Source organism: Undibacterium sp. TJN25, assembly GCF_049339885.1.
GTDB lineage: Bacteria > Pseudomonadota > Gammaproteobacteria > Burkholderiales > Burkholderiaceae_D > Undibacterium.
This window is the reverse complement of sequence record NZ_JBMPPM010000004.1, coordinates 556,704-569,230: the sequence shown is the minus strand read 5'-3', so window position 1 is coordinate 569,230 and position 12,527 is coordinate 556,704. Positions and strand designations below refer to the sequence as shown.

Here is a 12,527-nt window from a genome sequence, read left to right as displayed (position 1 = left end):
TGGCATGGGCCTGACCGCAGCCTTCCCGGGTTTGCAATTTGATTAATAGAATGGCGAGTGTAATGCGTAAATATTTCATTACCGGTTTGCTGATACTGGTGCCGCTGGCAATTACCCTATGGGTATTGAACGCTATCATCAGCACCATGGACCAGTCCCTACTGCTGCTGCCGGTGCAATGGCGGCCGGAGGCCGTCGTCGGCTTCCACATTCCGGGCCTGGGCACCATCCTGACCTTGCTGATCATCTTCGTCACCGGCCTGCTGACGCAGAACTTCATTGGCAAATATCTGGTATCGATCTGGGAGGGCCTGCTGAACCGCATTCCCATCGTCAATTCCATCTATTCCAGCGTCAAACAGGTTTCGGATACGCTGTTTTCGTCGTCCGGCAATGCGTTCCGCAAGGCCATGCTGGTACAGTATCCGCACCAGGGTTCGTGGACCATCGCCTTCCTGACTGGGGTGCCCGGCGGCGATGTCGCCAACCATCTGCAAGGTGAATATGTCAGCGTCTACGTGCCTACCACGCCGAATCCGACATCGGGATTTTTCCTGATGATGCCCAAGGCCGACACGATAGAACTGGATATGAGCGTGGATGCGGCGCTGAAATACATCGTCTCCATGGGCGTTGTCGCTCCGGAGCATCTGCCGGTAAAAAAAGACGCCCCCAATTTGCAGCCATAATAAGCATTCAGCGCCGGAGCGTTACATCATTTACATGATGGCGGGCCGGCCGGAATTATTGATAACTTTGAACAAAGACAGGTAATTAGATATGTCCATGCGTACCCACTACTGCGGCCTCACCACTGAGGCTCTTCTTGGTCAAACCGTCAGCCTGTGCGGCTGGGTGCATCGCCGTCGCGACCACGGTGGCGTTATTTTCATCGACCTGCGCGATCGCGAAGGCCTGGTGCAGGTAGTCTGTGATCCGGACCGTGCCGACGTGTTCTCCGCTGCTGAAGCGGTGCGCAGCGAGTTCTGCCTGCGCATCACCGGCGTCGTGCGCAATCGCCCTGAAGGCACCGGCAACGCCAACCTGAAATCCGGCAAGATAGAAGTGCTGTGCCATCAACTGGAAGTGCTGAATCCGTCGGTAACGCCTCCATTCCAGCTGGACGACGACAACCTGTCCGAAACCACACGCCTGACGCACCGCGTGCTGGACCTGCGCCGCCCGCAGATGCAAAACAACCTGCGCCTGCGTTACAAGGTCACGATGGAAGTGCGCAAGTTCCTGGATGCCAATGGTTTCATCGATATTGAAACGCCGATGCTGGGCAAATCCACGCCGGAAGGCGCGCGCGATTACCTGGTGCCTTCCCGCGTCAATGCCGGCGAATTCTTCGCGCTGCCGCAATCGCCGCAACTGTTCAAGCAATTACTGATGGTTGCCAACTTCGACCGCTATTACCAGATCACCAAATGCTTCCGCGACGAAGACCTGCGCGCCGACCGCCAGCCTGAATTCACGCAGATCGATTGCGAGACTTCGTTCATGTCCGAACAGGAAATCCGCGACATATTCGAAGGCATGATACGCCTGGTATTCAAGAACACGCTGGACATCGACCTGCCGAATCCTTTCCCGGTGATGGGCTACGATACCGCGATGGGCCTGTACGGCTCAGACAAGCCGGACATGCGCGTCAAGCTGGAATTCACCGACCTGACCGATGTGATGAAGGACGTGGACTTCAAGGTATTCTCCGGTGCGGCGAACATGCCAAACGGCCGCGTGGTCGGCTTGCGCGTACCCGGCGGCTCCAATATGCCGCGCTCTGAAATTGATGCGTATGATCAGTTTGTGCGTATTTATGGCGCCAAGGGCCTGGCTTACATCAAGGTCAATGAAAAAGCACTGGGCCGCGACGGCCTGCAATCCCCTATCGTCAAGAACATCCATGACGCGGCACTGGCGAAGCTCCTGGAGCAGACCGGCGCGCAGGATGGCGATCTGATTTTCTTTGGCGCCGACAAGGCCAAGATCGTCAACGACGCGATCGGCGCATTGCGCGTGAAGATCGGCCACAGCGAATTCGGCAAGAAGCAAGGCCTGTTCGAAGACACCTGGAAGCCTTTGTGGGTCATCGACTTCCCGATGTTTGAATACGATGAAGCCAACGACCGCTGGTCTGCAACCCACCATCCTTTCACTGCGCCGAAAGACGGCCATGAAGATCTGATGGAAACCGATCCGGGCAAGTGCATCTCCAAAGCCTACGACATGGTACTGAACGGCTGGGAACTGGGTGGCGGTTCGATCCGTATCCATCGTGCCGACGTACAGAGCAAGGTATTCCGCGCATTGAAGATCGATGCCGAAGAAGCACAGCTAAAGTTCGGCTTCCTGCTGGATGCGTTGCAATACGGCGCGCCTCCGCATGGCGGCCTGGCGTTCGGCCTGGACCGTATCGTGACGATGATGACAGGTTCGGAATCCATCCGCGACGTGATCGCTTTCCCGAAAACCCAGCGCGCACAGGATTTGCTGACCCACGCTCCATCCCCTGTGGATGAAAAGCAATTGAGGGAAGTGCATATCCGTTTGCGCAATCCCGAGCCGGTAGTGAAGTCCTGATAAGGCTAGTTCAATGGCATAATGAAGGCGCGGTGATCCGCGCCTTTTTTTATGTCTTCAAGCCGGGAATTCGCCGTGCGTGTTGTCAGGCCTTATGCTGGCTACCGTACTGATCAGCGTGGATATTGCTATTAGAATTCATTGCATCGCTGCAATGGATGTATTGGTGTACATGGCATCTGCAATGAGTCAGCAATTAGCCAGCTATCCAGCAGCGCATACGCACCGAATCCCAGGCAATAATCGTGGATGATGATGTCTTATAAAATTCCTGAATCTGTGCTGGTGGTGATACACACTGCGGAGCTGGATGTGTTGCTGATAGAGCGCGCCGACAAGCCCGGTTTCTGGCAGTCGGTAACCGGCTCCAAGGATGCGCCGGAAGAAGCCTTGCCGAAAACCGCTGCGCGCGAAGTGCAGGAGGAAACCGGCATAGACGTGCGGGGAACTTCACCGGGCCTGCTGGTGCTGAAGGATTGGCAATTGTCCAACATATATGAAATTTACCCGGTGTGGCGCCATCGCTATGCGCCGGGGGTGACGCAGAACACCGAACATGTGTTCAGCCTGCAGGTGCCGCGCGATATCCCGGTCCGCCTGGCGCCGCGCGAACATCTGCACCATGTATGGCTGCCTTACCGCGATGCCGCCGACCGCTGCTTTTCGTCGTCGAACGCGGAAGCCATCCTGCAGCTGCCGAATTTTTTGATGACATAAGCCGGTATGGACCGGCATAACGGGTGACCTGACATGAAACTGCGTATCGCCACCTACAATATCCACAAGGGCGTCACTGCCTTCGGCATGCGCGCCCGCATCCACGGCATCAAGGAGGCGATAGACCTGCTGGATGCCGACCTGGTCTTCCTGCAGGAAGTGCAGGGCCAGCACGACCAGCATGCCGTCAAGCACATGCAGTGGCCGGCGCAGTCGCAGCACCATTTCCTGGCCGGGGAAACCCGCCACTCCGCCTATGGCATGAACGCAGTCTATGAGCACGGCCACCACGGCAATGCCTTGCTGAGCCGTTTCGAAATTGCCTCGTCCGCCAACCATGACGTTTCGGACCACGCTTACGAGCAGCGCGGCATCCTGCACACTGTCATCCGCGCGCCTGCGGCGGATGTGCATTGTTTTGTCATCCACCTGGGCTTGTTTGCAGTCAGCCGCAGGCGCCAGGTGCAGGCGCTGATCAAGGAAATCCATACCAGCCTGCCGCCGGATGCGCCGTTGATCATTGCCGGCGATTTCAATGACTGGAGCAATAGCCTCAACCATACGCTGTATGCAGAGCTGGGCGTGGTCGAAGTGTTCGACGACGGCACCCGCCATGCGGGCATAGGATCGATGCCGATGCGGGTCGCCGCAATGGCAGGCATAGGCCCCGGCGCCAGGCCCAAGATCAAGACCGGCAGGACCTTTCCTGCAGGGCTGCCATGGCTGCGCCTGGACCGCATGTACGTGCGCGGCTTCAAAGTGGAGGCCGCACAGGTGATGAGCGGCGCGCCCTGGTCGAAATTGTCCGATCATGTGCCGATTGTCGCCACGCTGGAATATTCGCCGCGCCAGGCGTAAACTACGTCAATGCGCAAACTCAATTTTGTGGGCGGCAATGATGTCCGGCTCCTGCATTGCGGTGCCGAATACTTTTCTACGCTGATCGAAGACATAGACCAGTCTCAGCAGGACATCCTGCTGGAAACCTATATCTTTTCTCTGGACGTCACCGGCCTGCTGGTCGCCGAAGCGCTGGGCAGGGCCGCACAGCGTGGCGTCAATGTCAGGGTCATTGCAGACTGGCTGGGCAGCGGCGACCATCGGTCCAAGCTGCTGCTGGAAACCTTTGCCCGTTCGGGTGTCAAATTCCGCCGCTTCAACCCCTGGTTCCGGCGCGGCCTGGCGCGCACGCACCGCAAAATCTGCGTGATCGACCAGAAAATTGCACTGGTAGGCGGTCTCAATATCATTGACGACATGATCTCCGACGATGACACCAGAGTGCCGCTGGCCTTTCCACGCTGGGATTTCGCAGTGCGCCTGACCGGTCCGCTGCTGAACCAGATCCACCTGGAGGTCTATGCGCAGTGGCTGCGGCTGGGTAAGCTCGCGCTGAAATCGCGCCTGCAATTGCTGCTGAACTTGCGGGAAGAGGTTCAGCCGGATGTGAAGGAACCCAGCTTTGCAGCTTTCATCGTCCGCGACAACCTGCGGCACCGCGCCACGATACAGCGTGCCTACCTGCAGGCGCTGGGCCTGGCGCGCAAAAAGGCCATCCTCGCCAATCCCTATTTTGCCCCGGGCCGCAAACTGCGCCGCGCGCTGATTTCCGCCGCTTCGCGCGGCGTGGATGTGACGCTGCTGATCGGCGTCGGCCAGTTCCAGCTGCAGGATGCGGTCGCGCATTCTTATTATCCCAAGCTGATGAAGCATGGTGTCAAGATCGTGGAGTATCGCAAGACGCAGCTGCATGCGAAGGTGGCCGTGGTGGATGATGAATGGGCGACCGTCGGCTCCAGCAATTTCGACGGCCTGAGCTTGTTTGTCAACCAGGAGGCGAATGTGGTGATCCGGGATGCCGGGTTTACGCAGGAGCTGACCGCGCATCTGGAGCAGGGCGTGGCCGATGGCGTGCTGATTGCAGTCGAAGACTACAATAACCAGCCCTGGTACAAGCGTGCATGGTATGGCACAGCCTACATCATCTACCGCAGCCTGATGCGCATTGCGACCTTAGGGGGCTATGCTTGATACTGCATGGGGTGGATTTTACGTCGGCGCCGTCCCGCCGCAAGGGTATTACCGTTGCATCCGGCCGCTTGCACGGCGACACATTCTTATTGGAGTCGCTGCAATCGCTGCATGACTTCGCCTCGTTCGAGACATGGCTGCGCCAGCCGGGCCCCTGGGTGGCGGGTTTTGACCTGCCGTTTTCTTTGCCGCGCGAACTGGTGGAGCATCTGGGTTGGCCGTTGCAATGGCAGGACCTGATCCTGCATCTGCGCGATCTTTCGCGTGCCGAACTGCGCAGCACCTTCAAGGCATTCTGCGATGCGCGCGAGGCGGGTAACAAGTTTGCGCACCGCGCTACCGACCGCCCCGCCGGATCTTCGCCTTCCATGAAATGGGTCAACCCGCCGGTGGCGTATATGCTGCATGCAGGCGTTCCTCGCCTGCTGGAGGCGGGCATCAGCATTCCCGGCATCCATGCCGGAGACAGCCGCATCGCGCTGGAAGCTTACCCGGGGATGCTGGCCAGGAGCATCACCAAGGCATCGTACAAGAGCGACGACAAGGCCAAGCACACCGAAGAAAGGCTGGCGAGGCGCGAGCAGATTATTGCGGCGCTGGAGGCCGGGCAATATAAGCTTGGCATACCCTTGCGATGTGGCGATTTTCGGCAAGCCTTGGTGGCCGACGGCAGCGGCGATTTACTGGATGCCGTACTGTGCGCGCTGAGCGCTGCCTGGGGATGGCAGCGCCGCGACGATCATTACGGTTTGCCGGAGTTTGATGCACTGGAAGGCTGGATAGTCGGCGCTTGATGCTCCGCTTGATACTTCAATAGACAGAGAGTGGTAGCCCGGATGGAGTGCAACGCAATCCGGGATGTGGTCCGCGGTCTGCAGGCTCACGTCCGCGGATTGCGCTGCGCTCCATCCAGGCTGCTTCCTCTGTACGCCGCTCTCCATCCGTATTACAAGTCATGCTCGCCCAGGTCAATTATTTGCTGCTTCCCTCGCGGTCGCAAACTTCTCAAAATAACTGAGGCTGCCCGGATTCGCCATCGCATCGCGGTTGGCGATCTTGTCGATGGGCGTGCCCATCAGCAGTTTCTTGATCGGCAGTTCCATCTTCTTGCCCGACAACGTGCGTGGAATTTCCGCCACCGCAAAGATCTCGTTTGGCACGTGACGCGAGGAAAGCGCGGTACGGATCGTCGTTTTAATCGCGCCGGCCAGCTCTTCATTCAACTCGCTGCCCGCGCGCAGCACGACAAACAGCGGCATATACGATTCCCTGCCCAGGTATTCCAGGTCCACCACCAGGCTGTCCAGTATTTCGGGCAGGCTTTCCACGGCGCGGTAGATTTCGCTGGTGCCCATGCGGATGCCGTGGCGGTTGATGGTGGTGTCGGAGCGGCCGTAGATGACGGCACCGCCGCGTGGGGTGATCCTGATCCAGTCGCCGTGCCGCCACCAGCCGGGGTAAACGTCGAAATAGCTATCCAGATAGCGGCGGTTTTCCGGATCGTTCCAGAAGAACAGCGGCATCGACGGCATGGGTTTGGTGACGACCAGCTCTCCCACTTCGTCATTCAGCACCTTGCCTTGTTCATCCATTGCGTAGACCGCGATGCCTAGGCTGCGGCTCTGGATCTCGCCCGAATATAGCGGCATGATGGGGCAGGAACCGACAAAGGTAGCAGAGATGTCGGTGCCGCCGCTGATCGAGGCCAGCATGATGTCGCTGCCGACCTGCTGGTAGGTCCATTCAAAGCCTTCTTCCGATAGCGGCGAGCCTGTCGAGCCTACCGAGCGTATAAGGTCCAGATTGGCGATCTTGCGCGGTTCTAAACCAGCCTTCATGCAGTTGGCAAAGTAGGCGGCGCCGGCTCCGAGGAAAGTGGCCTTGGTATGTTCTGCAAACTTCCACAGCGTGCCCAGGTCCGGATACCCGGGGTTGCCGTCATACAGGCAGATCGCTGACCCGACCAGCAGGCCGGTCACCTGCGAGTTCCACATGATCCAGCCGGTGGTGGAGAACCAGTGGAACCTGTCCTGTTCTCCCAGGTCCATTTGCAACCCATGGCCCTTCAATGTCTCCAGCAGTGCGCCTCCCTGGCTGTGCACGATGGGCTTGGGCATGCCGGTGGTGCCGGATGAATAAACGATCCACAAGGGATGGTCGAAAGGCAGTGCTTCAAACTGCATCTCCACATCGTGCTGCAGCAGGCTGTCCCAGCTGGCGAAATTGCCTGCCGGCAGTTCGTCATGCAATATCGGCAGCAGCACGACCTGCTGGACGCTGGGCAGCGATTGCTGCAGGGTTTCCACAACGCTCATGCGGTCGAAGGGTTTGCCGCCGTAGCGGTAGCCGTCTACGGCGATCAGCACCTTGGGGTGGATCTGCGCAAAGCGGTCCAGCACGCTGGGGCTGCCCATGTCGGGCGAACAGCTGGACCAGATGGCGCCTATGCTGGCACAGGCGTAAAACGCAATGACGGTTTCGGGGATATTCGGCAGGTAGGCTGCCACCCGGTCGCCGCGTTCCACACCCATCGCGCGCAATGCATGGGCAACCGAGGCGATCTGGCGGCGCATTTCCTGCCAGCTCATGGCGTGGATTTTTCCTGCGGCGATGTCCGGCTCGGATTGAAACAGGATAGCCGGCTGCTTTGCGCCGGCGTCATCCCGGTGAAAGCGGAAGACTTGCTCCGTCAGGTTGATCTGCGAACCCTCAAACCATTTTGCACCCGGCATGGCGTGCGTACTGAGCACGCTGTTGTAGGGGGCACTGCTTTTTACGTCGAAATATTGCCAGATGGTCTCCCAGAAATCTTCCAGGTTTTCCACCGACCATCGCCACAGGTCATTGTAGTCGCTGAACTGCAGGTTCCTATTATTGCTCAGCCATTGCATATAGTCATGCATGCGGGTGCCGGCGATGCGTTCTGCGGTAGGGGTCCAGAGTAGTTTGTTGCTGACGTCGTTCATGCTGGGTGTTCCTTGACGGATGGATGGGGAGGGGCAAGTGCTGCGGCGCGTATGCCGGCGGTGATGAAGCGCTGCAGGTGCGGCGTAGCCACGGCGGCGTTGCGGGCAGGACAGAGGCCCTCGGAAAGTCTTTCTATGCGCGTGTCTACTACATGGTGCAACAAGGCTCCCAGCGCAAACTGGTAGCACCAGAAAATGATCTCTATCGGCGCCGCCGGCAGTGCACTGCTGAGCGCGGAAATGAACTCCCTTGCCATAGGGTCGTAAAATTCCCGTGTGATGCGCGCGCTGGCTTCATGCTGGTCTATGACGCCGCGCATCACCATGCGTGAAAAATTGACCCCATCCGGCTGCTCATTCAACCTGAGCACCGGCGTGATGAAGGCGGCGATGATGGCGTTCAGCGCCATGTCGGGGTCGGCATGCTGCGTGGCCTTGTGCAGGTCAGATAGGCGTTCTGCAATATAGCTGCTGCGGTGTTCGTAGATGGCGTGGTATAGCTCGTTTTTGGCGCCGAAATAATATCCCACCAGTGCGACAGGCACTTGCGCCTCGTGGGCGATGTCCCTGATCGATACGCCTTCGTAGCTTTGCATGGCAAAGCACTTCTCCGCAGCGACCAGGATAGCCCGCTTTTTTCCGCTTAAATCATTCACTGAGCTCATCGGCTTCTTTCTTGTGAAGATCAGGGTGGTTGGCCCCGCCATTAAAGACACCGGTTGGGTGGCTGCAGGGTGGGGCCGATAACCGTCGCCTTGCGCCGGATCGGCAAGCCGGGCGACGACTCGGCTTCAATTTCAGGGAAAGCAATTGCTTGGCAAGTCGATTGTACGTTCGTACAAGCTTTTGTCTATGCGCGGTGCAGCAATTGGCTAGGGCCCGGCACATATGCGGCGCCAGGCAGGTGCATGCCGGAAAAATGCCTGTATCGCCCTTAAATAAGTTGCGGGAGTGCTGAAATACAGTGCAAAAAATAGGTAGGCCGTGTGAAAATACGGCGAAGATTTCCAGCAATGGCAGGGGCAGGCGATAACAGATGAGCGATACCGTCAGGATAGATAAGTGGCTGTGGGCCGCGCGGTTTTTCAAGACCAGGACGCTGGCAACGAGCGCGGTGGAACTGGGCCGCGTGCTGCAAAACGGCCAGCGTGTAAAACCGGCGCATAGTGTCAGGCAGGGCGACATGCTGGAGATACAGCATGCGGACCAGGTCTGGGAGCTGCAGGTGCTGCGCGCGCTGGAAGTGCGCGGGTCAGCCACGGTGGCGCAAACCATGTATCAGGAGACCGCGGAAAGCACGGAAAAGCGCGTGAAGGCAGCGCAGGACAGAAAATATTTCCGTGAACCGGGCGCCTCGCTCACCGGCAGGCCCACCAAGCGGGATCGCCGCCTGCTGGATTTTACCCGCAGCTGAGATCGCGGCTATGATGTTCCTTGTAGGAAAGAAAGCTTTCGGAATGCAGGGAAATCCGCGTAAACACTGCAAAGCAAGTAGATACTCTCCTCTAAACACGGTCACATCACGGTTTCCGGTTTGACTTTTATAGCGCCGTGCCTAATAGTACGAGCGTTCGATTAATTCACATAGTAGCAAGCAGAAATAGCAACTATGGATCATTCAACACGATTAAGTGCATTATGAATATGACATCGAAATTCATGCGTAAAGGCGAGCTGACCCGCGCCGCCATTCTGGACGTTGCGCTGGATGCCGCCAGCCGCGACGGCATAGAAGGGCTGACGATAGGTTTGCTGGCCGATAAGATGAACATGAGCAAATCCGGCGTGTTTGCCCATTTCGGCTCGCGTGAAGATTTGCAGATTGAAGTGCTGAAGCTGTATCACCATCACTTTGAGCAGGAAGTGTTCTACCCCAGCATGAAGGAAGAGCGTGGTTTGCCGCGTCTGCAATCGATGTTTGCGCTGTGGGTCAAGCGCGTGACGGTCGAGATCGCGTCCGGTTGCATTTATATCAGCGGTGCAGCGGAATACGATGACCGCCAGGGTCCAATACGCGATGAACTGGTCGGCATGATACACGCGTGGCAGGGCGCATTGCGCCGCGCTACCACCCAGGCGATACAGCTGGGCCATTTGCGCCCGGAGGTGGATCCGGAGCAGATCGTCTACGAAATGTACGGACTGATCCTGGCGCTCCATCACGATGCGCGCTTCCTGCGCAAGCCGGGTAGCGTGGACAGGGCGGAAATCGGGTTTGAAAGATTGATCGAAAATTATTCGCGGCAGACCGCAGAGCAGGTTTGAGACACCTGCAATAAAAAATTTAGATATTAGATGTAGACACTACAGATTCAGACACATTCGTTATAACTATTTTATCTGGCCTTTACCGGCCATCAGGAGAAAATCATGGGTCAATACGTCGCTCCCTTGCGTGACATGCAGTTCGTGCTGCATGAATTGCTGCAAGTGGAAAATGAATTCAAGAGCCTGCCGAAGTATGCAGAAATCGATGCCGACATCATCAACCAGGTATTGGAAGAGGGCGGTAAATTCACTTCCGAGGTATTGTTCCCGCTGAACCACTCCGGCGACCGCGAAGGCTGCCACCATGACAAGGCCGAGCACACGGTCACCACGCCAAAAGGCTTTAAAGAAGCCTACAAGCAGTATGTGGAGGCCGGCTGGCCTTCGCTGTCCTGCGATCCGGAATACGGCGGCCAGGGCCTGCCGCTGGCATTGAACAATTCTTTCTACGAAATGCTGAATTCGTCCAACCAGGCATGGACCATGTATCCCGGCCTGTCGCACGGCGCCTATGAATGCATCCACGAGCACGGCACGCCGGAACAAAAATCACTGTACCTGCCAAAGCTGGTGTCCGGCGAATGGACAGGCACGATGTGCCTGACTGAAGCGCATTGCGGCACCGACCTGGGCATGCTGCGTTCCAAGGCAGAACCGCAGGACGATGGTTCCTACAAGATCACCGGCAGCAAGATTTTCATCTCCGCCGGCGAGCATGACATGTCGCACAACATCGTGCATCTGGTGCTGGCCCGCCTGCCAGGCGCGCCGGAAGGTTCCAAAGGCATCTCGCTGTTCATCGTGCCTAAATTCCTGCCGAACGCAGATGGCTCCAACGGCGCGCGCAATCCTATTTTCTGCGGCGCGATCGAAGAAAAAATGGGCATCCACGGCAATGCAACCTGCCAGATGAATCTGGACGGCGCGACCGGCTGGCTGATCGGCGGCCCCAACAAAGGTTTGGCTGCGATGTTCGTGTTCATGAATGCGGCACGCCTGGGCGTGGGCATGCAGGGCCTGGGCCTGACGGAAGTCGCCTACCAGAACGCACTGGTGTACGCCAAAGACCGCATCCAGATGCGCAGCCTGTCGGGCGTGAAAGCGCCGGACAAGCCAGCCGACCCTATCATCGTGCACGCCGACGTGCGCCGCATGCTGCTGACGGCAAAAGCCTACGCTGAAGGCGCGCGCGCTTTCAGCGGCTATGTCGCGCTGCAGCTGGACAAGGAACTGAACCACCCCGATGAAGAAGTGCGCAAGAACTGCGCCGACGAAGTCGCGCTGCTGACGCCTATCATCAAGGCTTTCATTACCGACAATGCGTGGACAGCTACTTCCGAGTGCCTGCAGGTATACGGTGGCCACGGCTTCATTTCCGAATGGGGCATGGAGCAGTATGTGCGCGATGCCCGCATCAATATGATCTATGAAGGCACCAACACCGTGCAGTCGCTGGATCTGCTGGGCCGCAAGATATTGATGGACAACGGCGCTAAGCTGCGCAAGTTCGGCGCCAAGGTGCAGGCTTTCGTGGAAGAAAACGGCACCAATGAAGAGTTGGCCGAATTCATTACGCCGCTGGCCGACCTGGGCGACAAGGTCACCAAGCTGACGATGGAAATCGGTATGAAGGCATTCCAGAACCCGGATGAGGTCGGCGCTGCTGCTGTGCCTTACCTGCGTGTGGTCGGTCATCTGGTCTATGCTTATTTCTTCGCGCAAATGGCAAAAATCGCGCTGGCCAAAAAAGATTCCGGCGACACGTTCTACACATCCAAACTGGCGACCGCCCGTTTCTACATCGGCCGCCTGCTGCCTGAAACAGCAATGCTGATCCGCCAGGCCCGTTCCGGCTCTGCCAATTTGATGGCTCTGGAAGCAGACCTGTTCTAAGCAACAAGCACCCGGGCCGACCATGCTGATGGACTGCCCCGGGTGTCATTCCACATGAGACACATG

The 12,527-nt window shown here is 57.9% G+C and carries 11 protein-coding genes; 9 read left to right on the top strand and 2 right to left on the bottom strand.

What is annotated here, in order from left to right:
- Positions 1 to 62 precede the first annotated feature (62 nt).
- From ACO0LO_RS12685 to ACO0LO_RS12660, 6 genes are all read left to right on the top strand, one after another.
- Complete coding sequence (locus ACO0LO_RS12685; RefSeq protein ID WP_422964582.1) at positions 63 to 689, top strand: DUF502 domain-containing protein; 627 nt, start codon at positions 63 to 65, stop codon at positions 687 to 689.
- Positions 690 to 780: 91 nt separating this feature from the next.
- Complete coding sequence (gene aspS, locus ACO0LO_RS12680) at positions 781 to 2,586, top strand: aspartate--tRNA ligase (RefSeq protein ID WP_422964581.1); 1,806 nt, start codon at positions 781 to 783, stop codon at positions 2,584 to 2,586.
- Between the two features lie 249 nt (positions 2,587 to 2,835).
- Positions 2,836 to 3,303 (top strand): dihydroneopterin triphosphate diphosphatase, encoded by a 468-nt coding sequence (gene nudB, locus ACO0LO_RS12675; RefSeq protein WP_422964580.1) that lies wholly within the window; start codon positions 2,836 to 2,838, stop codon positions 3,301 to 3,303.
- A gap of 33 nt (positions 3,304 to 3,336) precedes the next feature.
- Positions 3,337 to 4,161, top strand: a complete 825-nt coding sequence (locus ACO0LO_RS12670; protein ID WP_422964579.1) for an endonuclease/exonuclease/phosphatase family protein — start codon at positions 3,337 to 3,339, stop codon at positions 4,159 to 4,161.
- Between the two features lie 9 nt (positions 4,162 to 4,170).
- Entirely contained in the window at positions 4,171 to 5,334 is a 1,164-nt protein-coding gene (locus tag ACO0LO_RS12665) for a phospholipase D-like domain-containing protein (RefSeq protein WP_422964578.1), read from the top strand.
- On the top strand, positions 5,331 to 6,128 hold the full coding sequence (locus ACO0LO_RS12660) for a DUF429 domain-containing protein (RefSeq protein ID WP_422964577.1): 798 nt from the start codon (positions 5,331 to 5,333) through the stop codon (positions 6,126 to 6,128). The genes ACO0LO_RS12665 and ACO0LO_RS12660 overlap by 4 nt, the downstream gene beginning before the upstream one ends.
- Before the next feature lie 174 nt (positions 6,129 to 6,302).
- Here the strand turns inward: ACO0LO_RS12660 and ACO0LO_RS12655 are convergent, their stop codons facing one another.
- The gene (locus tag ACO0LO_RS12655; RefSeq protein WP_422964576.1) at positions 6,303 to 8,300 is read right to left on the bottom strand and encodes an acetoacetate--CoA ligase; all 1,998 of its coding nucleotides are present in this window, start codon (positions 8,298 to 8,300) and stop codon (positions 6,303 to 6,305) included.
- Positions 8,297 to 8,965 (bottom strand): TetR/AcrR family transcriptional regulator, encoded by a 669-nt coding sequence (locus tag ACO0LO_RS12650; RefSeq protein WP_422964575.1) that lies wholly within the window; start codon positions 8,963 to 8,965, stop codon positions 8,297 to 8,299. The genes ACO0LO_RS12655 and ACO0LO_RS12650 overlap by 4 nt, the downstream gene beginning before the upstream one ends.
- Positions 8,966 to 9,336: 371 nt before the next feature.
- Between ACO0LO_RS12650 and ACO0LO_RS12645 the strand changes: the two genes are divergently transcribed.
- The 3 genes from ACO0LO_RS12645 to ACO0LO_RS12635 all read left to right on the top strand — a co-directional run bounded on the left by ACO0LO_RS12645 (position 9,337) and on the right by ACO0LO_RS12635 (position 12,461).
- Positions 9,337 to 9,714: an RNA-binding S4 domain-containing protein gene (locus tag ACO0LO_RS12645; protein ID WP_422964574.1), complete on the top strand. Its 378-nt coding sequence runs from the start codon at positions 9,337 to 9,339 to the stop codon at positions 9,712 to 9,714.
- Between the two features lie 245 nt (positions 9,715 to 9,959).
- Positions 9,960 to 10,565, top strand: a complete 606-nt coding sequence (locus ACO0LO_RS12640; protein WP_422964714.1) for a TetR/AcrR family transcriptional regulator — start codon at positions 9,960 to 9,962, stop codon at positions 10,563 to 10,565.
- 105 nt (positions 10,566 to 10,670) lie between these two features.
- Positions 10,671 to 12,461 carry an acyl-CoA dehydrogenase C-terminal domain-containing protein gene (locus ACO0LO_RS12635; protein ID WP_422964573.1) on the top strand — a complete coding sequence of 597 codons (1,791 nt, stop codon included), beginning with the start codon at positions 10,671 to 10,673 and terminating at the stop codon, positions 12,459 to 12,461.
- Positions 12,462 to 12,527: the final 66 nt, after the last annotated feature.

Bases quoted from the DNA above. Each gene is read 5' to 3' on its own strand.
- ACO0LO_RS12685 (WP_422964582.1), top strand. From the start codon at position 63: ATGCGTAAATATTTCATTACCGGTTTGCTGATACTGGTGCCGCTGGCA.
- aspS (WP_422964581.1), top strand. From the start codon at position 781: ATGTCCATGCGTACCCACTACTGCGGCCTCACCACTGAGGCTCTTCTT.
- nudB (WP_422964580.1), top strand. From the start codon at position 2,836: ATGATGATGTCTTATAAAATTCCTGAATCTGTGCTGGTGGTGATACAC.
- ACO0LO_RS12670 (WP_422964579.1), top strand. From the start codon at position 3,337: ATGAAACTGCGTATCGCCACCTACAATATCCACAAGGGCGTCACTGCC.
- ACO0LO_RS12665 (WP_422964578.1), top strand. From the start codon at position 4,171: ATGCGCAAACTCAATTTTGTGGGCGGCAATGATGTCCGGCTCCTGCAT.
- ACO0LO_RS12655 (WP_422964576.1), bottom strand. From the start codon at position 8,300: ATGAACGACGTCAGCAACAAACTACTCTGGACCCCTACCGCAGAACGC.
- ACO0LO_RS12650 (WP_422964575.1), bottom strand. From the start codon at position 8,965: ATGAGCTCAGTGAATGATTTAAGCGGAAAAAAGCGGGCTATCCTGGTC.
- ACO0LO_RS12645 (WP_422964574.1), top strand. From the start codon at position 9,337: ATGAGCGATACCGTCAGGATAGATAAGTGGCTGTGGGCCGCGCGGTTT.
- ACO0LO_RS12640 (WP_422964714.1), top strand. From the start codon at position 9,960: ATGCGTAAAGGCGAGCTGACCCGCGCCGCCATTCTGGACGTTGCGCTG.
- ACO0LO_RS12635 (WP_422964573.1), top strand. From the start codon at position 10,671: ATGGGTCAATACGTCGCTCCCTTGCGTGACATGCAGTTCGTGCTGCAT.